This window comes from Psychrobacter sp. Sarcosine-02u-2, assembly GCF_002836335.1.
In the GTDB taxonomy this organism is placed as follows: domain Bacteria; phylum Pseudomonadota; class Gammaproteobacteria; order Pseudomonadales; family Moraxellaceae; genus Psychrobacter; species Psychrobacter faecalis.
In genome coordinates, this window is sequence record NZ_PJBX01000160.1 from 44,936 (window position 1) to 66,620 (window position 21,685).

At 44.1% G+C, this 21,685-nt stretch carries 14 protein-coding genes and 1 pseudogene; 5 read left to right on the top strand and 10 right to left on the bottom strand.

Going from position 1 to position 21,685, the window contains the following annotated elements:
- Positions 1-25: 25 nt before the first annotated feature.
- Positions 26-238 (bottom strand): DNA gyrase inhibitor YacG, encoded by a 213-nt coding sequence (locus tag CXF58_RS07480; protein WP_102077071.1) that lies wholly within the window; start codon positions 236-238, stop codon positions 26-28.
- Positions 239-472: 234 nt separating this feature from the next.
- Between CXF58_RS07480 and CXF58_RS07485 the strand changes: the two genes are divergently transcribed.
- The gene (locus CXF58_RS07485; protein ID WP_102077072.1) at positions 473-1,135 is read left to right on the top strand and encodes a class I SAM-dependent methyltransferase; all 663 of its coding nucleotides are present in this window, start codon (positions 473-475) and stop codon (positions 1,133-1,135) included.
- A 182-nt stretch (positions 1,136-1,317) separates the two neighbouring features.
- Here the strand turns inward: CXF58_RS07485 and CXF58_RS07490 are convergent, their stop codons facing one another.
- A complete protein-coding gene (locus CXF58_RS07490) occupies positions 1,318-2,727 on the bottom strand; it encodes an ABC1 kinase family protein (RefSeq protein ID WP_102077084.1) in 1,410 nt (469 codons plus the stop codon).
- A gap of 394 nt (positions 2,728-3,121) precedes the next feature.
- The gene (gene purD, locus CXF58_RS07495) at positions 3,122-4,447 is read right to left on the bottom strand and encodes a phosphoribosylamine--glycine ligase (RefSeq protein ID WP_102077085.1); all 1,326 of its coding nucleotides are present in this window, start codon (positions 4,445-4,447) and stop codon (positions 3,122-3,124) included.
- Positions 4,448-4,824: 377 nt separating this feature from the next.
- Here purD and CXF58_RS07500 point away from each other — a divergent pair, with 377 nt between their 5' ends.
- Positions 4,825-9,633, top strand: a complete 4,809-nt coding sequence (locus CXF58_RS07500; protein WP_102077073.1) for an NAD-glutamate dehydrogenase — start codon at positions 4,825-4,827, stop codon at positions 9,631-9,633.
- Positions 9,634-9,759: 126 nt separating this feature from the next.
- On the opposite strand, the gene CXF58_RS07505 is transcribed toward CXF58_RS07500, so the two are convergent.
- The 6 genes and pseudogenes from CXF58_RS07505 to CXF58_RS07530 form a co-directional block, all read right to left on the bottom strand.
- Positions 9,760-10,827 (bottom strand): WG repeat-containing protein, encoded by a 1,068-nt coding sequence (locus tag CXF58_RS07505; protein ID WP_102077074.1) that lies wholly within the window; start codon positions 10,825-10,827, stop codon positions 9,760-9,762.
- Between the two features lie 30 nt (positions 10,828-10,857).
- Positions 10,858-14,868, bottom strand: a complete 4,011-nt coding sequence (locus CXF58_RS07510; RefSeq protein WP_102077075.1) for an AAA family ATPase — start codon at positions 14,866-14,868, stop codon at positions 10,858-10,860.
- 79 nt (positions 14,869-14,947) lie between these two features.
- Positions 14,948-16,465, bottom strand: coding sequence for an exonuclease SbcCD subunit D C-terminal domain-containing protein (locus CXF58_RS07515; protein ID WP_102077076.1), 1,518 nt, complete (start codon positions 16,463-16,465; stop codon positions 14,948-14,950).
- 311 nt (positions 16,466-16,776) lie between these two features.
- Complete coding sequence (locus CXF58_RS07520) at positions 16,777-17,592, bottom strand: PhzF family phenazine biosynthesis protein (RefSeq protein ID WP_102077077.1); 816 nt, start codon at positions 17,590-17,592, stop codon at positions 16,777-16,779.
- A 235-nt stretch (positions 17,593-17,827) separates the two neighbouring features.
- A pseudogene (locus CXF58_RS07525) lies at positions 17,828-18,211 on the bottom strand (transposase family protein); the annotation flags it as partial.
- Between the two features lie 8 nt (positions 18,212-18,219).
- The gene (locus CXF58_RS07530) at positions 18,220-18,660 is read right to left on the bottom strand and encodes a transposase family protein (RefSeq protein WP_102077079.1); all 441 of its coding nucleotides are present in this window, start codon (positions 18,658-18,660) and stop codon (positions 18,220-18,222) included.
- 82 nt (positions 18,661-18,742) lie between these two features.
- Here CXF58_RS07530 and CXF58_RS07535 point away from each other — a divergent pair, with 82 nt between their 5' ends.
- From CXF58_RS07535 to CXF58_RS07545, 3 genes are all read left to right on the top strand, one after another.
- Positions 18,743-18,898 (top strand): hypothetical protein, encoded by a 156-nt coding sequence (locus CXF58_RS07535; protein WP_228706565.1) that lies wholly within the window; start codon positions 18,743-18,745, stop codon positions 18,896-18,898.
- Positions 18,899-18,978: 80 nt separating this feature from the next.
- A complete protein-coding gene (gene moaB, locus CXF58_RS07540; RefSeq protein ID WP_102077080.1) occupies positions 18,979-19,512 on the top strand; it encodes a molybdenum cofactor biosynthesis protein B in 534 nt (177 codons plus the stop codon).
- A 557-nt stretch (positions 19,513-20,069) separates the two neighbouring features.
- Positions 20,070-21,164 carry an NADH:flavin oxidoreductase/NADH oxidase gene (locus CXF58_RS07545; RefSeq protein WP_102077081.1) on the top strand — a complete coding sequence of 365 codons (1,095 nt, stop codon included), beginning with the start codon at positions 20,070-20,072 and terminating at the stop codon, positions 21,162-21,164.
- Between the two features lie 204 nt (positions 21,165-21,368).
- Here the strand turns inward: CXF58_RS07545 and CXF58_RS07550 are convergent, their stop codons facing one another.
- Positions 21,369-21,563: a hypothetical protein gene (locus CXF58_RS07550; protein WP_180952549.1), complete on the bottom strand. Its 195-nt coding sequence runs from the start codon at positions 21,561-21,563 to the stop codon at positions 21,369-21,371.
- Between the last annotated feature and the right edge of the window lie 122 nt (positions 21,564-21,685).

Sequence of the window (21,685 nt, forward strand, 5' to 3'; positions counted from 1 at the left end):
AGAGGGCTAAAGAGATTGGGATTAATTAGAGCTCATCAGAAAACGGCGTCGATTCGGCAGGTAAGGTATATTCTTCGTTTGCCCAAGCGCCTAAGTCGATAAGCTTGCAGTGATGACTACAAAATGGCTTATATTTATTGTCCTGCCACGCGGTTTGGTTGCCGCATTCTGGACAAGGATAGGTTTTGGGTAAGGGGTTGGTATGGTTGTCGCTGTTGCTAGAAGTAGATTCAGTCATAATAAAAGTAGATACATCCTATGGGCTATCAATAAATGCTGTCATTTAGGACAGCGCTTCTAATCAATAGCGAGTATGAAAAATGTGGGTTTTCCAGATTTATAAGCAATCGCCCTGCGTCATTAATAATTGTCGTTCGATAAGCGTGGAGGTTGTATTACTATTGGGCTGGATTGACTATATAATAGCATGCGACCGGATAATGACAAATGACAAATCCCTTAAGGATAGTAGATGACTGACAATTTTGAGCTTTCGCATCAGCAGCAGCGCGCCTTTCAACCACAAAAACTCTCAGCTCCACGCGATTTTATAATGCCGGATATATTGGTTGACGCCGAGCTGCCTTTGGTATTGGAGATTGGCGCAGGGAAGGGCAAGCATGCGCTTAGCTTCGCACTGCAACATCCTGATAAGCACTTGATAGCCATCGAGCGTACGCGTAATAAATTCGATGCTTTTGCTAAAATGGCAGCGCAGCAAAAGTCATGCAACCTCAGCGAGATTCATGCTGATGCCATCGCTTGGATTGTCCACGCCATTGCACCAAACAGTATCGAGCGTATCTTTATCTTATATCCCAATCCTGAGCAACATAACCCTAACCAACAGTGGTTAAATATGCCTTTTTTTGAATTCTTGCTTTCTCGTTTGCAAGTAGGCGGAGAAGTAGTGCTGGCGACTAATATAGAGGCATATATGGATAATGCAGAGCAGCAAGCCAATGAGGTCTGGTGCTTACCGAATACGCGTCATAAAGTCGCTAGCGATAGTCAGCGTACACACTTTGAAGTCAAGTATCTAGCGCGCGGTGAAACTTGTTGGCAGTTAAACATGCGTAAGCCTGACGGTTATCAAACCCGATTCGACAATTGGCGGGCAAGTAATGAAGCATAAAAAATAGCCTAAGTAAAATAATGAATTGTACTTAAAATTACTGAATAAAAAATTAAGGACAAAGAGCATGAAACAAAAATGTATTATCAAGAAGATAATTATATAAAATAGCCTAAGCAAGTAAAAAAAACATAAAAAAGACCGCCACAAAAGGGCGGTCCAAAAAATATCACTTTCTCATCTTATAAAAAAGGCTTTACCAGTTTATTAGAATCCGTATGCGCATCTAGCACTGTCAAAAAGGTATAAGCACCGATAAATTTTCTACTAATAAACATAAATTCTTTAGGTGGCAGATTAAACTCAAAAGACTGCATCGCTCGCGTAGCGTTATTTGAGAGGCGAGTATGTAATTTACTATTGGCCCAGATATAACGCTGCTGTTCATCTAAGCAATTTTTGGGAATATCAGGGTTTAAAGTAGGGTCACTAAAGGGTTCTGTCGCTAATAAAAATAATGAAGCAATATCGGAGCGTACTTTATCACTCATGCTATCAAAAAAATCATAACCGGTCATGGCGCTTTTCATTGCTTGATAATCATGACGATACCCAGCTCGCAATAGCCCGTGCGCAATGGTTAGTAAGTTATTATCGAATTGGCGAATGGCACCAAAATCTAGCAAGACCAGCTTATCGATTTCGTTTTCATCAGCAGCGACACGAACGAGGTAATTACCAAAATTGGGATCCGTTTGCATCTCGCCCCATACAAAAATCTCTTGCATCATGATTTCGATAGCGGCTTGACCGATAGCGTTGCGGCGCTCATGTGACAATAACTGTAGCGCTTCCGAGACCACCGTAATGCCTGGCTCATAAGACATGCATAACAAGCGTTTGGTTGAGTAAGTACGATTGATTTTAGGTACGATATAACGCGGGTCGCCTAGTAAACGCTCATAAAAACGCTCCGTTGTCGCTGCTTCCGCTTCGTAGTCAACTTCATGATGGAGGAGGTCACGTATCTCTTCAAACCATGCATCGAGGGCGCGTGTTTGCGGTACGATATTACTGACTTTTAATAAACGCTTAAATAAAGCCAAGTCAGAATTGATGGCATCGGCCACACCGGGATATTGGATTTTTAACACCACTTGCTCGCCCGTTGCCAATACCGTTGCGCGATGAACTTGGGCGAGGGAAGCGGTACCAATAGGAACGGGATCAACTTCTAGCTCATTTAACTTCGTGCCTAATAATTTGCGTAATGTGACCTCGATTTTTGGCCATGCTAAGGTGGCGGTATCGTCATTGAGTGTTTGCAGGGCGCGCGTGATTTCAGGCGGTAATATATGCTCGCCATAAATTGCCAGCATTTGGCCAATTTTTACCACCGAGCCCTTTAATTTACCCAGCTCTTCTGCCAGATAATGCGCCTGTTCTTCCATAAAAATTTGATTGCGCGCCGTACGTGCTTCTTTATTCAAAAACATACCAGACACACTATTACCTGCCCAACGACGACCAATATTTAAGGAGGTTTTTGCAATAGACATCCGGCGCTCAAACCCTGAGGTCTTCAGGTTGTCGATGGATTGCTTGTTATTAGACGGTTTATTATTAGAGGGTCTAGAGGTATCATTTGCCATAAATATAATCATTCATCCGGTTGCTATTGATGTGCGGGCGTAAACCGACAATACAAGGAGATGCGACGTACTGGTACAAAATTGTATCATATAATGGGTGGTAGATTGAGCTGCCTGCGCCTAGCATGAACCGTTACTTTGTAAATTAACGTATGCATATTAAAAGTACATCTATGAATTGCTATGTTACATGCTACGACCGAGCATTAAAGCGCTCAAAATCAAGCGCCACAATAAATAGCCTTATTCTAACACTAAGCCGCCAAAGATAATTTTTAAAATACGCTCATAAAAAATGAGCAAACGAAAAATCCGACCTAGCATTACACTAGATCGGACTGCTATAAAAACAATATAAGAAAAATGATATAAGTTTTAAATTGGCTTAACCATATCAAACGTTTTCGCGAGCAATCGCCTGGTGACCAATATCACGGCGATAATGCACACCATCAAAACTAATCGCGCCCGTCACGGTCAATGCGGCTTGCTGTGCATCAGAGATAGTGTCAGCCAATGCCGTCACGCACAATACACGCCCGCCGTTGGTCACGACTTCTTTTTCATTGCTAAGCGCATCTTGATTAGAGAAAGCCGTGCCAGCATGGAAGACTTTTACCGATTTTTTATTATCATTATCTAATTCTGGTAAGCCTGTAATCACATCACCTTTTGATGAGGTTTCAGGATAGCCTTTCGAAGCAACGACAATACCTAGAGCAGGGCGCTCATCCCAATTGGCTGCGGTTGGTAATTTACCCTCTAGCCCTTGTGCGACCAAGTCAACCATCGATGATTGTAAACGCATCAAAATTGGCTGCGTTTCTGGGTCGCCAAAACGGCAGTTAAATTCAATTACATACGGGTCACCCGCATCATCAATCATCAGCCCAGCATATAAAAATCCAGTATAAGGGTGACCAGCGGCTTTCATTGCATCAACAACAGGTTGGATAACTTGCGCCATTACCTTATCGTGAACGTCTTGGGTGACGACTGGGGCAGGGGAGTAAGCGCCCATGCCACCAGTATTTGGTCCCGTATCGCCTTCAAACGCACGTTTATGGTCTTGGCTGGTTGCCATCGGCAAGATGTTGTTACCATCTACCATGCAAATAAAGCTGGCTTCTTCCCCTTGCAAGAATTGCTCGATAACCACACGGCTACCAGCATCGCCAAATTTATTGTCCGCAAGCATATCGTCAATTGCTTCGTGCGCCTGCTCGATGGTTTCGGCGACGATAACGCCTTTACCTGCAGCAAGGCCGTCGGCTTTGATCACAATCGGTGCGCCTTGCTCATCGATATAGGCTTTGGCAGCAGTAGCGTCCGTAAACCCTTGATAAGCTGCGGTTGGTATTTTGTTTTGTGCCATAAATTCTTTTGCAAAGGTTTTTGAGCCTTCGAGCTGCGCACAATAAGCGGTTGGCCCCCATGCTTTAATACCGGCTGCGCGGCAAGCATCAACGATACCGGTTACCAGCGGCGCTTCTGGACCGACAATCACCATATCAATGGCATTATTTTGGCAAAATTCGATGACCGCACTGTGTTCGTCAGCATCGGCTGTATCTTCTAAGGTGACGTTTTGGCATTTGGGCTCAAGGGCGGTGCCAGCATTACCGGGAGCGACATAGATGTTTTGTACCTTGTCGTCTTTTGCACACTGCCATGCGAGTGCGTGTTCGCGACCACCTGAGCCAATCACCAAAATATTCATCATACGTCTGCCCTTAGCATCAAAATTCATTGTAAGTTGTTTGTGAGTTAGTTTTTTGGGAGTTAATAGCGAGCCAGCAAAATCTGCTGCAATATACTGCGGTATTCTAACAAAAAAACGCCATGGTTGTCATGAGTATCCACCTGCCAGAAAGTTTTAGATGAGGTTAGGGTGTTATTGTCTTAATTACTAAATACTCTATCTTTAACTGTCTCATTATCAAAGGTTATCGACATTTTAGTGATTCATGAAATGATGTTGTACGCTTTTGCTAGACGCCGCAGTGCGTTACACTTTGATAGGTTGGCACTAGTAGATACCAATGATTGGTTATTGCAAAAACGAGAACGACAAACCTATAACAAAGGACAATGGATATGCCTCACAACTTAAATATCGCAAAAGAGCGGATCAGCCAGATAAGCGATATTGCCACCAGCTATGTACAAAAAGACAAATCGCTATTTGACCATTTTATTCATAGCTATTATCAGACGCTGCATCAAGAAGTGGCGAAAGATATCAGTAATATGGATTTGGCTGGTATGGCGCTGCATCATTTTACTTTGCTTAAAGCCTATGACGGCAGTCAGCCGCAGCTTGCTATTTTAAACCCCATCGCCGAAGAGCAGCATTTTCATAGCTCGCATACGGTTATCCAAATAGTCGCTTACGATAGACCATTTTTGGTCGATACCATTTTAATGAGCTTGGAAGCAGAAGGTATCGATGTCCATCGTACCTATAATATCATTATCGGGGTTGAGCGCGATGAAAGCGGCGATATCACTCATGTCGAAAGCGCCCATGAAAGTGACACGTCAAAAATGTCTTTGATTCATTGCGAAATCGCTTATCAAAACAATGATGAGTTGGCGGCATTAAAGCAGATGCTGCTGGCAAAAATCGATACCCTTGATATCGTCGTTGATGACTGGCAGCAGATACGCGGCAAGCTGACCGATATAAAAGCGGAGCTGGCTGGTCAAAATCTACCCGAAGTGTATTATTCGCCGCAAGAAATTCAAGCGTTTTTGGATTGGGTATTAGATGAGCATTTTATCTTTTTAGGCTATCGCGAGTACCGCTTAGAAAATGATGACAATTTAGACTTATTTGCCATTGGTAATAGTGGGCTTGGCCTGTTGCGCGGCGGAAGTGAGGATACGCTCTCAAAAAGCTTTGATGAGTTGCCTCATAATCTAAAAAAATTATTAACCGAGCCACGCGTATTGATGTTGTCTAAATCAAGCCGTGTGTCACCTGTCCATCGTCCGGTATACATGGATTTTTTAGGCATTCATAAGTTTGATGACCATGGCAAGCTGATTGGCGAATATCGCTTTATTGGTCTATTTACCGCGCAAGCCTATCAGCTAAGCGTACAACAGATTCCGTTGCTACGTGAAAAAGCCAATAAAATCATGGCGATGGCGGATTTACCACGTGACGGTCATGCGTATCATAAAATGATGCATGTGATTAACTCTCTGCCGCGCGATGATTTGTTTCAAGCCAGCGTTGAAGAGTTATATCCTATCGTCTCTGGTATTAGCCAATTGCAAGATAAAAAAAGCTTGCGCTTATTTAGCCGAGTCGATCATTATCAGCGCTTTGTATCCTGCTTGGTCTATATTCCACGTGATAAATTCAATACCGAGCTGCGTATTAAAGTACAAAACGTCTTAAAAGACGCTTACGGCGGTACGTCATCTGGCTTTACCACGGAATTTAACGAATCAGAACACGCCCGCGTCCACGTCCATGTGCGTACGATACCCGGTCAAGTAAATGACGTGGATACGGCGGCGCTACAAGATAAGCTGTCGGCTCTCATGCAATCATGGCGCGATAATTATCAAAAAATGCTGCTCGATAATGTCGGCGAGCAGCAAGCAAATGCCTTAATGCGCCGCTTCTTAAGCTATATTCCAGCAGCCTATCAAGAACGCTTTGATGCGCGGACGGCGGTCGAAGATACCAAACGTCTGGCGAGTTTAAATGACGAGCAGCCAATGATTTGGCATTTATATAAGTCAACGGGCGGCGCCAGCAATCAGCTGCACCTAAAACTATATGGTCGCCAAAACCCTGTGATTCTCTCAAAAGTCTTGCCGGTACTAGAAAACTTTGGCGTATCGGTCATCTCAGCGCAAACTTATGAGTTCGATTTGCCAGAGCAGCCGATTTGGATGCAAGAGTATGAGCTGGTATTGGAACATGTTGACACCATCGATATGCAAGTGGTACGCGCGCAGTTTGAAGACAGTCTTAAACAAATATGGGCAGGGCGCGTTGAGAGTGATTCCTTTAATGAGCTGGTATTAACCACCAAACTCGACACGTATGATGTGGTGGTACTGCGTGCCTTATCGCGTTATATGATGCAAGCAAAAGCGCCGTTCTCTAGTGCTTATATTCAGCAAACTGTGGTAAAAAATAGTGCCATTAGCATTGCCTTAAGCGAGCTATTCGATGCGCGCATGAATCCTAAATACAGTGAAGAGGAGCGCGCCAGCAAAACCAATCAAACTCGAGAGCAAATCAACAGCGCCTTGGCTGGCGTCAGTAGTTTAGATGAAGATCGTATCCTGCGTTGGTATTTAGATTTGATTAATGCCATGGTGCGTACCAACTTCTATCAAAGAGAAGCGGATGGTCAACGTAAAGACCGTTTATCGTTTAAGTTTTTGGCGGCAGATATTCCAAACTTACCCAAACCTAAGCCAATGTTTGAGATATTTGTTTATTCACCACGTGTTGAAGCGGTGCATTTACGCGGCGGCAAAGTTGCCCGCGGCGGCCTGCGCTGGTCGGACCGTATGGAAGATTTCCGTACCGAAGTACTTGGTCTAGTCAAAGCGCAAATGGTCAAAAACGCGGTGATTGTCCCGGTTGGCTCCAAAGGCGGTTTTATCGTCAAGACCAAAACCATGGCTGATGGCCGTGAAGCCTTCCAAGCAGAGGGCATCGCCTGTTATCAAGCGTTCCTGCGCGGTATGCTGGATGTGACCGACAATATTGTCGATGGCAAAATTGTCCCGCCAGCCAATACGGTGCGTCACGACGAAGATGACCCGTATTTAGTGGTCGCCGCCGATAAAGGTACCGCTACTTTCTCAGATATTGCCAATGCTTTATCAAGCGAGTATAACTTCTGGCTTGACGATGCCTTTGCCTCAGGTGGCTCGGTTGGCTATGACCATAAAGCCATGGGTATCACCGCACGCGGCGGCTGGGAATCGGTCAAACGTCACTTCCGTATGCGCGGTATGGACATCCAAAACCGTGATGATTTCACTGTCGTTGGTATCGGCGATATGAGCGGCGACGTTTTTGGTAACGGCATGCTCAGATCGACGCACACCAAGTTGGTCGCAGCCTTTAACCATCTACATATCTTTATCGATCCAAACCCAGATACCGCCGCGTCTTATACCGAGCGTGAGCGTTTATTTAATCTGCCGCGTTCAACGTGGGACGACTATGAAAAATCGCTCATCAGCCAAGGTGGTGGCGTGTTCTCACGTCAAGATAAAACCATTGTTATTAGCCCTGAGATGAAAGCATTATTTGAGATCAGTGAAGACAGCCTTGCGCCTAACGAGTTAATCAGTGCGCTGCTAAAATCGCCAGTTGATTTGATTTGGAATGGCGGTATCGGAACTTACGTGAAAAGCGCCAATGAAAGTCATGCCGATGTTGGTGACCGCGCCAATGATGCCGTGCGCGTCAACGGTGGTGAGCTGCGGGCGGCGGTCGTTGGCGAAGGTGGTAACTTAGGCTTTACTCAGCAAGGGCGTATCGAATACGCACAGACGGGCGGGCGCATTTATACTGATGCCATTGACAACTCAGGCGGCGTCAACTGCTCGGATCATGAAGTCAATATTAAGATTTTACTGGGTAAAGTGGTCGAGCAAGGCGACATGACGCTCAAGCAGCGTAATGAGCTGTTAGAGTCTATGACCGATACGGTCGCTGAATTGGTACTGCGCCAAAACTATCTACAACCACAGGCGCTTGAGCTCAGCCATTTACGCGCCGCCGCAAATTTAAGTGACCATCAACGCTTTATTCAAATGTTAGAAAGTGAAGGTCGTCTTGACCGTGCCATCGAATATCTGCCATCGGATGAAGAGATTGCCAAGCGTCAAAAAGCGGGCACAGGTCTCACCAATCCAGAGCTGGCAGTTGTGATGGCTTACGGCAAAATGTGGGTGTACGATAATTTGTTGGCATCAGATTTGCCTGATGCGCCGTATTTCGTTAATGAGCTGCGTCAATACTTCCCTGATGAGCTGGCAGCAAACTTCTTTGATGAGATGAAAGAACATCGTTTGCACCGTGAAATCATCAGTACTTATTTAACCAATAGCATCGTCAACCGTTTGGGTATCGAAGCCTTATTCCGTTTATTTGAGGAAACGGGGCAAACGCTTGCTACGATTGCGCGCGGCTATGCAATTGCTCGTGATGTCTTCCATGTATCCAAAGCTTGGGAAAAACTTGAGTCACTAGACAACCAAGTCGATGCCACCTTGCTACTCGAGCTTGAGCTGCGTTTGCGTGATGCGCTTGAAAATGGCGTAGTGTGGTTTATCAATGCCTTTGGTCAGGACTTGCAAGTTGCCGATATGATCGAGCGCTTTGAAGACAGTGTGGAAAAATTGACCAAAGCAGGCGGTTTTATCGAGCAGCAATTCTCAGAGTATTTGCAAGAAGACATCACAAGCTTAACGGAAAATGAGCTGTCTACGGATGACGCGGCGATGTTCGCGATGTTGCCTTACCATGTCGATGCCCTAGATGCGGCGCTACTGGCTGAGCAGTATGAACGCCCAGTCGATGAGATTGCCACTTTATACTTTGAGGCCTATCACGTTTTACAGCTAGATTGGATGATGGACAATATCGCCACCTTACCGCAGCAAGACCACTGGGATCGCCGTGCGCGTCACGCCCTTGTCAACGAAGTTTCGCGCAGTCTGCGTATGCTGATGGATACTTTATTAAAGCAGCCTGATGCCAAACAAGCCTTTAATGACTGGAAATCGCGTCATGAAAGTCAGCTTAAGTTCATCACCGCTGAGATGCAAAAAATTGATAGCAATGATGAAAATGATATGAGTTTATCAACGTTATCGGTATTGATGAGTGAGCTGAGTGGGCTGGTAAGTAAGTAATAAGCTAAAAAACAAGTCAGATAGCAAATTACAGAAAATCCAGATTATATGTTTATAGAATAAAATCACCGTTATGAGTTAACGGTGATTTTTTGTTTTTCGATAATAAAAATAAAACTAAAAAGGCTAATTTAAGGTTATAAAGGTATTTAAACGGCGCATTTTGCCATCTTTTTCAACCCACACTTTCTCACCATCGTCACGATAACTAGCAAATTGTGGTTTTAGTATTACACTGCCTTTATTATTTATAATGCCAAACTTGCCCGCTTGCTTATAAGTATAAAGCTGATGGTATAGCAGCTTTCTGATGGGGGCGTCTGATGCAAGGATTAACTTACCATTAGCATCGATAATCTGCGCGCTAACAATCTCGTCTTGGATATCTTCGCTCATGCCTGTAGCGGTGCTACCATTGACTAACGTACTACGCAAAAATAGCGGCGGCTTAGCAGAAGTATTAAACGCTTCGATATGTTGATGGGCGGCAAAAGGAATAATAACGTCATTGTTTTGGTCAATGAGTGCTGTCTCGTCGTTTAAGCTCACTTGCAAATATAAAAGCTGACCTGTACAAGCATTTAACGGATGAATCGCCTTATACTTTGGCATGATTGCCCAGTAGCCTTTATCATCAAGCAGTCCTGTGCGCCCTTGATTGCTAGTTATTTTAAAATAATCTTGGTCATGATCAGAATCGTAGTGCGCATGCTCGATACGTGCCGTAGTTAGTGGAAAAATCCAATCACCATGACGATTGATAATACCTTGTCTGGTTGTCGCATCTGATGGTTTGACGCTGACAATAAAGCTGGTTGCGATATCCGGCTCGGTTTGAATAGCGTCATATTCAAAAGGGACAATAATCTTGCCAGCAGCATTGATAACGCCGTATTTGCCGTGCTGTTTGGCAAGCACATAGCTGTCCATTACGATATAAGCATCGGACAGATTATCCATGACGATCTGACCACTTAGGTCTTGCAGCTGCTGCGACCCGTCAGCTTGTTCGATCAACTTGCCAGCAAACGGCGTATTATTTTCAATACGCTCAAAGTAGCTACTGGGTAGAGTTCCGGCGCAATTAATCGTCGCCTGCGCAGTCGTCAAACTTAAAGTAGAAGCAGTAATAGTAAATATAAAAGCAATAAGCAAACGCGCATTAATATAAATAATTTTAAATAGAGTATGCATAAATGTGCCACCTTAAAATTACTTTAGCCATTAACTGGCAATATGATAACAGCCTTGTCCAGTGATTTTACTAAAGCCACCTGAGAGCTTAGTGACTTGAATTTGGGTCAAAATACGCTCTTTTAGCGCCTGCACGTGCGAGATGACGCCAATCAATTTGCCTTCTTGCTGTAAGCTGGTCAAGGTATCGAGGGCGATATCCAGTGATTCCTCATCAAGGGTGCCAAAGCCTTCGTCCAAAAATAACGAATCGACGCGAATATTATGACTGGCCATCTGCGACAGTCCGAGCGCTAATGCTAGGCTGATAATAAAGCCTTCACCGCCCGAGAGATTTTTAGTGCTGCGTCTCTCGCCACCTTGATAGTTGTCAATGACATTGAGCTCGAGCGGACTATTGTCGTCACGCGCCAGCAAATAGCGATCGCTCATTTTATGCAGCTGGGCATTGGCATGGGTCACCATGATATCAAAGGTCAGACCTTGGGCAAAGGTACGATACTTTTTGCCACTGCTTGAGCCTATCAGTTCATTGAGCTGTCGCCAGACTTGCAAGGTGTCTTTTTGCTGAGCAATGGCTTGGCGCTGAGCCTGCTGGTTGGCTTTTTTCTCTTCATTGTCTTTGAGCTGTTGGCTCATGGCGCCGATTGCTTCAATCAAGCGCTGCAATTCATTTTGTGCCAATTGCTGCTGCTCAGCCAGCGACTCTCTATCTTCAGTGGTTAAAGGGTTGGCTTTTTTCTCCGCCAGTGCTTGCAGGGTTTGAGTCAATAAGGATTGCGCTTGCTTGAGCGTATCGTTGATTTGCTGCTGCTGCTCGGTTAAGTGATGACGCTCGGCAGCTGGCAGGCGCGCGCGCATGAATGCTGCTTCATCGCTAAAGTCAGAGCTGGCAAGCGCGGTTTTAAAGACATCCTCTTGCTTGGCAAGAGCAATGCTAGCGGTCGTTAATTGCTCGGCAAGCAGCTGCTGCTGTCGTTGTAATTGTTTGAGGGTAAGCTCAGCACTATCTAACTGCCGCTGCGCTGCTGCTTTTTCGCTATGCCCCTGTTCAAGGACAGTGCGTAACCTTGCTTCTTCTGCATCAGGATTGATATTAATATTGCTATTATCATTATCAGTGTTTGGCACATTACCTGCAAAAATATTATCTGCAAAAATATCGCGCCGCTCAGCCGTTAATTGCGCCAGCATCTCAGATTTCGAAGTAATTGTCTGCAGCAAATCATCAAGCTCAGTCTTTTGTTTATCCAACTGGGCTTGCTTGGTTTCGATTTGTACAGTAATGCTGCTAAGCGCAGTGATTAGGTCTTGTTGGGCATTTTTATAAGCAGTAAACTGCTGCTTTAATTGCACCAAACTACTACGCTGCTGACGCAGCGTATCAAGATGAACCTCGTAGTCAGCTTTACTTAGCACAACTTGCTGGTCAATACTCGCCAGCAGCGGCTGTAAAGCAGCAGGTTTGGTAACGGCATCTAGCTCATACTTGCCCGCAAGATATTTATTTAATATCGCTAATATAGCGTCTTTAAGCTGTGTTAATTCGGCAAAATTCGTCGAGATTTTTTTCTCGATAGCATCCAAAGCCAGCGTGATTATTTGACTATTGCTCTTAATCTCATGAATATCAGTGGCAAGCTGATACTGCTGCTTTTCAAACGTCTCAATGGTTTTATTCGTTTTAGCAAGCTCATCGCTTAGTGCTTCATGTTGTGTAAGCGTGTCTTTTAAAGACTGCTTGCGCTCGCTAAGTTGGTCTTTAATCGTCTCTAGTAATAACAAACCATCTTTTATTAAGCGCTCTTTTATCAGTGTGCAATCTGTTGAGTCGTCAGCTATTTGTTCACTCAACAAATCCATATCTATGCCAATTTGGCCAAGCTGAGTCATGCTTGCAGTCACGGCGTTAGAATAGGTTTTAGCCAAAAGCGGCTGTATTAAGTCATTGCTGTCCGCGCCCAGTTTTTTGATCTGCTCATAGAGTGGGGTTTTTTGCTCGTGCAACTGCTTAATCTGATTTTGTGTGGTGGCATATTCGATACGCTGCTTGGATAGGGTTTGTTCTAGCGCATTGATCGTCGTATCCAGCTCGCTTATTTGCTGCTGCATTTGAGTCACTTCGGCCGGCTCTTTGTTCAATACAGGATGATGCGCGCCGTAGGGATGCTCGCGCGCACCGCAAAGCGGGCAAGGATCGCCCTCTTTTAGTTGGGTAATATAACGCTCTAAACTGGCAACCTGTTGCCATGAATCGAGCAGCTTTTGCTTATCTTGACGTCGGTCTTTGGCGTCTGCCATAAGCGCTTCGTTGTCAGTAATGCTCGCCGCCAGTTTGGTCAAGGCATCATTAATGGTCGGCAGGGCAGTGTTTATCTTATTGATTTGGCTAGCAAGCGCTTCAATTTGCTGTGCCTTAGAGCTCACTTGCTCTATCTGGCTGTGCGTGTGCTCAATCTGCTCTTGCTCATCACGTATAGCAGCCAATGACTGCGTTTGGGTTAATGCTACCTGCTGTTTTTGCAAAGTGGCTAGCGCTTCACGCGCTTTGGCAATCAAAGCGTTGGTCGCATCTTGCTGCTGCTGACATTGATCAAGATTGGTTTGATATTGGATTGATTGCTGATGATGAGCAATTTTTTCGTTTGCCAAAGCGGCATTATCTTGCAGCAGCGCTTTTAAGCGGCTGCCATGACTATCAAAATTTGCCGCATCGGTATCTATATCGTGCAAAGCGGCGGCGTCAATCAAATATTTTTCTATCGTTGCTAACTGGGCCTTGTCCTGATTGAATTGGACGGTATGATTTTCTATCTCTTGGCGTAAGCCTTGCGTATTGGTCGCTAGGCGTTGTTTTCTTTGCTGCTGATCGTCTAACACCTGCATTTGCTGGGCGATTGCCCCATCGAGCTTACGAGCGTGAGCAATTTTTGGTAACGTGATTTGCAGCTCGTCATAGGCGCTCTGCGTATCAGTGTCAGCTGCTTTTAGCGCATTCACCGCGTGCGCAAGGCGCTCTTGTTGCTGCGGCAGCTGATGATTTAGTGCCTGCTGATCATTTTGCAAACGTTTAACGTCATTACGATTATGGGCAAGTTGACTGTATTGGCTGTCAATCTCCAAGGCTTTATTGGCGGCGTTAAGACGCTTAGCGTCAGGAGCGAAATCTGCCTGCGCTTGCTTGGCAACCGTAACCTCGTTTTGATGATTATCGACGTTTTTTTCTAATTCTGCCACCGTATCGAGCCAATTGATTTGCGCTTGCAGACGTTGATACTGTTGTTGCTGCTTGATTTGCGCGGTTTGATGCAAGGTTAATTTTTCCTTAATCAGCGCTTCTTCATCGGCGTCTAACAAAGTTAAACCATCCAAGCCAAACTGTAGTTTATTTAAAATTTCTTCTTCCGCGCGTTTTTTTTCAAAGACATGGGTCGATATCGTCGCGTAGATATCTGTACCCGTGATTTTTTCTAAGATATCGGCGCGCTCATCGGCCTTAGCCTTTAAAAACGCGGAAAAACTCCCTTGCGCCAGTAAGATTGAACGCGTGAACTGCTGAAAATCCATTCGTGTCAGCTCAACAATTTTTTCTTTGGTGCGTGACAGTTTGCTTTCTAGTATTTCATCGCCTTTAAGCTCATCCTCTTTACTAACGACATTACTGTCATCGTCAGTTTTAGGTGTTACCAAAGCGATTTCATGGGTGGCATCTTGCAAATTACCATCCGCCTTGCCATAAGCGCGGCGCTGTCCCCAGCGGCAGCGATATTGCGTGCCATTTAAATCAATGACCACTTCCGCGAAACACTCTGCCGTTTGCCGCGTCATGACCTCGTTGCTACTTTTACTGATGTTATTGATCCGCGGCGTCTCACCATATAGCGCCAGACAAATCGCATCCAAAATCGTGGTCTTGCCAGCGCCAGTCTGCCCAGTAATGGCAAATATGCCTTCATTGATAAACGCGGAATCAGCGAAATCGATATGCCATTCGCCCTTTAAAGAGTTTAAGTTTTTGAGTCGCAGTTCGATTAGGCGCATGTGTCGGTCTTTGTCGTTTGAATGGATGGTTGTGATTGGGCTTTGGAACTTATGTTTTGATGCCGCGCTCATTGCGCATTTATTCAGCTTGAACGTCATCATGGTAGATATTATGGAGTATCTGCTGATAGGCGCTGCGTAATGAGGCTTTTTGGGTATCGGCAATGCCATTGATTTCTAAGCATTTATCAAACACATCAAGCTCATTTAAATCTTGTAAGGTTACAGAAGATTGCTGCTGATTGAGGACTTTATTGTAGGTGCGCGTATTTTTGATTTTTAACACTTCGCAAGTTAAACCCTCAATCATGGCATTCACTTCTTCACGCAGCTCATTGACGATTTCATCACCGTCATAAATCACTTCTAGCCAAATAGACTCTGAGGACTTTAATGATTTTATCGTAGCAGCGATGGCGGTCAAATCGCCCGTTATCTGCGCCAGTTTTTGAAAACAAGGAATCGGCAGCGAGATTACCTGCATTTGCCGTAACTCATCATGATGCAGTCGTTGGGAAGTTAAATCAGACGTTGTAAAAGTGGAATCAAGCTGCATCGCCTTTGACTGAGTAAAGGGTTCTTCATTGACGTTAATTGCGGCGCTTTCTTCTTGCTCAACAAAGCCAAATAAGTCATCCATAAATTCAGGCGTTTGAATGACTGCTTTTTTCGCGACTTTTTCAACCTTACTTGTGGTATTGGCAGGCTGAAGAATAGTACTCTCATCAGACAAAGATTTTTCTACTTCGCCAAACTCTACCAACAACACTTGTTTTTGCTGCTTTGCTTCGCCAAAACCCATGGCGATAGGCGAGCCTGAATAGCGGATATGCTCACAGCCGCCGACGCGCTGCGGCACGTGTAAATGCCCCAGTGCCACATAATCAAAGCCATCATCAAACATGTCAGCGGAGATTTGACCGAGCGAGCCGACGTAGAGATCGCGCACGCCATCATCTTCTGTAGTCTTACTACCTGCGGCGAATAAATGCCCGGTCGCGATAATAGGAATATGGCGCTGATGGGCGTTGCTTAAATGCTCCTGTCTTGCTTTGGCAATGCTAGCTACTTCATCATAATGCGCTCGAATACCCTTGATAACATTGGCATCTTTGCAATCCATAGACTCGCCAGCATGGCTACCACGCACATCGCGGTCGCGCAGATAGGGTACAGCGGCGATAATACAATGCGGTGTGCCATCAATCGCGTCTAAAACCAACACTTCATCATTTAAATCGTCACAAGCAGTACCGATGACATGGACATTTAGAAACTTTAAGACTTTACTGGGGGCATCTAAAAAAGTCGGGGAGTCGTGGTTGCCCGCGACGATGACTATATGCTCGCAGCACAATTTTGATACTTTACCTAAAAACTCATAATACAGCGCTTGGGCTCTGTTACTTGGGGTCATGGTGTCAAAGATATCACCGGCTACGATAAGTACGTCCACTTTATGCGCGCTAATGGTCTCTTGTAGCCAACTTAAAAAGGCTTCAAATTCCTCATAACGCATGCGCCCATAAAGTCTGCGTCCCAAATGCCAGTCGGAGGTATGAAGAATAGTAAGCGGTTTAATAGCAAATGCAGGCATAAGTGAACTTAATAATGGTTAGAAGACTGCGATTATTCTAGCAAGAATTGCTGTGGTTTGCTTTGCTTATAAACTTGTGATTGATTCACTGTGAAAAAGACGGAAAGACTTATTCAGCATTGATGAGTAAATTGAACTTTGGTCAGTAAAATGCTCATCAAATGCAAGAAAATGGGTATCGGTGATGTCATAAGAGTAAGAGTTAAAAAAGTCTAGCGGTCTATTATTAGTAGTTCCATTATACCAGTCTGTTTTAAGTGGTCTGTTAATAGGTTTGAAGGGTAAAATAACTGGTTCCCTTGGGGTATACACTAAACATGGATAAATCCTGTCAAATACTGCACTGCATTGCCAGAAATAAGTACTCGGTCATCTGATACTACACATTCAAGTATTCCGCCTCGACTTGACGCCTGATAGGCTAACAATTCATCTTTACCCAAACGTTCTGCCCAAAACGGTGCGAGCCCAGTATGAATCGATCCAGTTACTGGATCTTCATCACCACCATTAGCAGGCCAAAAGTATCGAGAAATAAAGTCGTAAGATTTAAGATCTTCTGATTGAGACTGACAAGTAACAACTACATCTAAAGGTGCAAGTTGCTTCAAAACTTCATTATCACGTATTACGTTTAGAACATCGGACTTAGTATTGTAAATAACAAAATACGCTTGCGAATTGCGATAGACTTCAACAGGAGCAATAGATAGACCCGACAATAAGCTGTTTGGAATACTATCTAATTTCTTGGGCTTAGTATTCGGGAAGTCCATTCGTATTTTGCCAGCGCTCGTTTGCACGATTGTTAATACTCCAACCGCTTTTGCTGAAAGCTTAATTGTTTTTAAAGTAGAGTTCTTATTAAATAAGACAAAAGCGGAGGCTAAGGTTGCATGACCACAGAAATCAATCTCAGTCATTGGAGAGAACCAGCGAATATGATAATTTGTTTCTTTATTTGACTCATCTGGCACTAAAAAGGCAGTTTCGGATAAGTTATTTTCCATTGCAATAGATTGCATTAATTCTGCGCTCAGCCAACTATCAGTGATAATAACTGCTGCTGAATTTCCCTTAAAAACGGTATCGGTGAAAGCGTCAACGATGTTGATTTCGAGTTGCATTCTCTGTCCTTAAATAAGTATATCGTTTCATTAGTTGGGTGGATTAGCTTGCCCATTTTATTTTGAAAAGTACACAGCTATGTACATCGTAATATTATGAATAACTTGGATCATTGATAAAAATATCTTATAGCCGAGAATTCAAGTCCTCACTAGGGAACCGAACCAGTGAAAGCGCCTGACTGGTTTGCCATAGGTATACTTACAATAAATTATAGTAGACCTCTTGCAAAAGTCATAGGTTTAGCTCGAAATTAATGATACCAGCAAACAGCTTCATTCTAAGATCATAGCGCTGACGACGGTTACGATATTTATGAGCCACGATTTTGAACAACTTGATTAAGCCTATTTTGTGCTCAACCACAATACGAAACTTTGCCAGATAGTGATTGGCCTGTTTGCATATCTCCAGTAACTGACCACCACGTGGCTTTTTAAAAGGGGTGAAGGTTTGCTTATGTAGCTTTGCTATACCCTGATAACCACTATCTGCTAGTAATTTAGCATTGTCAGGAAGCCAATCAGGACAAGTATCTTTATAGAGCTTAAAATCGTGGATTGACCCTTTGCAGGTTTGCACATCAAGTATCAAACCGGTTTGCCAATGGACGATAACCTGCGCTTTTAAGGTGTGTTGTTTTTTCTTACCGCTGTAGTAGTCGCTTTGGTTTTTTTTGGACGCTCAATTGGGGTTTCGGTCGCATCAACAATGACGACGCTCCAATTGATGTCCTCATCGACGCGACTAGGCAGCTTTTTGGGCAATTCAAACTTGCCAGAGTCAATCAGTGTGTCTTCTACTTTACGGATGATACGGCTAGCAGAAGACTCATGAATACCAAAGTCCATACTGATATGATAAAGCGTGCGGTATTCACGCCAATAAGTCAGGGCTAGTAGTATCTGCTCCTTAAGACTGAGCAAGCTTGGTCTGCCTGATTTGGTTTTAGATGCTTCATGCTCTTGCATGGCCTCAAGCATGTCATAAAAGGTGGCTTTATGAATGCCAGTATAGCGTTTAAAACCAGCGTCACTTTGTTTGAGTAGCTTATCTATGTTTGGCATGGTTCCTAAAAAGTTATGAGCGTCTTCTTATTTTAATTCCCTTTGCTACTTTTGCAAGAGGTCTAAAGAATCGGGGATACAAATGACGTATGAAAAAGTCAGCCCTGCCATTCACAACAAGCTAAGCCAACAAGCCTTTCATCAATCATTGTGCGACTACCTATTTACCTTAGCGAGTTCAGCCGACATCGAAGGTATCGAGATGACTCTTGAACAAGAGAATGTATTTCGCGGATAAATGTCTTGCATGAGTAAAAGTATTGCGTGAATAAAAACACCATCGATTATGTCGTCCGCTAAACTTTTTAAGGAGCATTTATGAGTAAGCCACAAGCACTATTTATCCCACTTAATATCGCCGTCTTGACAGTGTCTGACAGTCGTACTCTGGCAGAGGATACCTCGGGGCAGTATTTGGTTGACCAACTGACAGCAGCAGGTCATCAGTTGGCCGATCGTCAGCTAATCATCGACGATATTTATCAGATCAGAGCCGTTATTAGCGGCTGGATTGCAGACCCAAGTATTCACGCTATTATCACGACAGGCGGGACAGGTTTTTATATCCGTGACAGCATGCCAGAAGCGGTCAGCATATTGTTTGATAAGGCTGTAGATGGCTTTGGTGAGATGTTTCGTTTAATATCAAAAGATGATATCGGCATGTCAACCATTCAGTCGCGTGCGATTGCGGGAATGGCAAATGGTACAGGGATTTTTTGTCTGCCCGGTTCGTCAGGAGCATGTCGCACAGGCTGGGAAGGTATTTTAAAAGAACAGTTCGATAGCCGCACTCGCCCTTGCAACTTTGTACCGCACTTTATGCGTACCAATCCGAGTCATGCGTCATAGATAGGGCATGAGACGCTGAGCGAATATTGGAAGACACTTAACCATCAGTAATCAACCCAGACCAAAATAACGCAGGGCATAAAACCCTGCTATGCTGAGCATAATTACGAGTAACGTTTGCCGAATCATAACGCTCAATCCAATAGCCATCAATCACACCCAAAAGTAGTTGCTACCCAGTAGCCCTATATCTTGCAAAAACATTGCAGTAAAAATTTAGTAGTAAAACGTCATATGAAGACATACCTGCTAACAGTTTTAAACGGCTTAGGCCTACACGTCATGGCTTAAACGTCAATAGTCACTATAAAAATAACCATTCATCCCCATCATGTATTCAAGCGGTCATCATATATAGTCAATTCTCAATAAAATAGAACCATTAATAATAGTGTGAGACTGGGATAAATCTCTCTTGCGTGCTGTTAATACAGAAGATGCGCAAAATTTATACCAATCTCACTATATCTCTTTTAAAAAGAATCGACCATAAACAACTTATATCGCTTTTACATTTTATTTTCCACGCCTTTAGACGCGTTTTTTAAGGATTCATCATGAGCCAGCTTTTTTCGCCTTTGAAACTTGGGCAACTAACATTAGACAACCGTATTATCATCGCACCTATGTGCCAGTACTCTGCAAATGATGGCGCAGCAAGCGATTGGCATACGATTCATTTAGGTCAAATGAGTTTGAGCGGCGCAGGATTACTTATCTTAGAAGCCACTGCCGTCAATCCACAAGGACGTATCAGCTATGCTGATTTAGGATTGTGGGATGAAAGGACGCAAACAGCACTCGACAAGACGCTAACAGTGATCAAACAGTACAGCCCTATGCCGATAGGCGTACAACTTGCCCATGCGGGGCGTAAAGCGTCAACCGAAAAACCATGGGACGGTGGCGGTTCGATTGCACCTGATCAGGCAAACGGCTGGCAAACGGTTGCACCGTCGGCGCTTGCGTATGACAAAAATTCTACTGTACCCACAGCAATGGATCAAAATGACATCGATACGCTAATAAGCGATTTTGTCAATGCGGCAAAACGCACAGATGCGCTGGGTCTTGATTTAATTGAAATTCATGGGGCGCACGGTTATCTATTACATCAGTTTTTATCGCCACTTTCTAACAAACGTGATGATCAATACGGCGGCAGTCTTGAGAACAGAATGCGCTTGTTACTTGACGTATTTACAGCGGTTCGGGCTGAATTTCCAAGTGAAAAGCCAGTAGGTGTGCGTGTGTCTGCAACCGATTGGGTTGAGGGCGGCTGGGACCTTGAACAAACGATCGAACTGTCTAAAGCATTAGAGGCATTAGGCTGTGATTATATCCATGTGAGCACCGCAGGACTTAGCCCAGAACAGCAAATTCCTGTGGGAGCGAACTATCAAGTGCCTTTTGCAACAGCGATAAAAGAAGCCGTCAATATACCAGTCATCGCAGTGGGCTTAATCACCGACGCCCAACAAGCGCAAAGCATCATTACTGAGCAGCAAGCTGATGCGGTTGCCTTAGCACGCGGCATCCTTTATAACCCGCATTGGCCTTGGTATGCCGCCGCAGAGCTTGGCGCAAAAGTAAAAGCGCCTAAACAATATCTGCGCTCAAGCCCGCATGGTAAGCCGTCTCCGATAGAGTAACTGTATAGGCAATACTGGCTCAATTGGTTACAACTGATTGAGCCTTGTCGTTATAAATAGGGTCCTCCAGCTTCGAAGTGGTTAAAACGCTAGGTGATGCTGTTTTGTAAAATTGAAAGATAAGAAGGAATACACACTATTTAAGTGTTGATAGTCAACCCCGCAACATGCACGGATGGTGGCCATCTTAATCATTTGCTATGTTTAAATAGTGCTACTTAGCTCAGATAAAGCTTTCTTAGCTTCAGCCAGCTTCTTTTCTTTGTTTAATTTTTCTATCTTTTCATCAAGAATAATTTCAATACCAATTTTGATAATTGGGAATGCTTTTAGGCAATCATTTTCGCTTAACTCGTGAATTCCTTTACTTAAAATTGAATACATTGATTTATTTTCCACCTTGGATTCAACATTGAAGTGCAACGCACCCGAAGCTAGATTTTACCTCAAGCGGTGTTCTAAACCCTAGCACCTTTCTAGGTCGATTATTTAAACTGTCTTCAATCGACTGAACTAAGTGA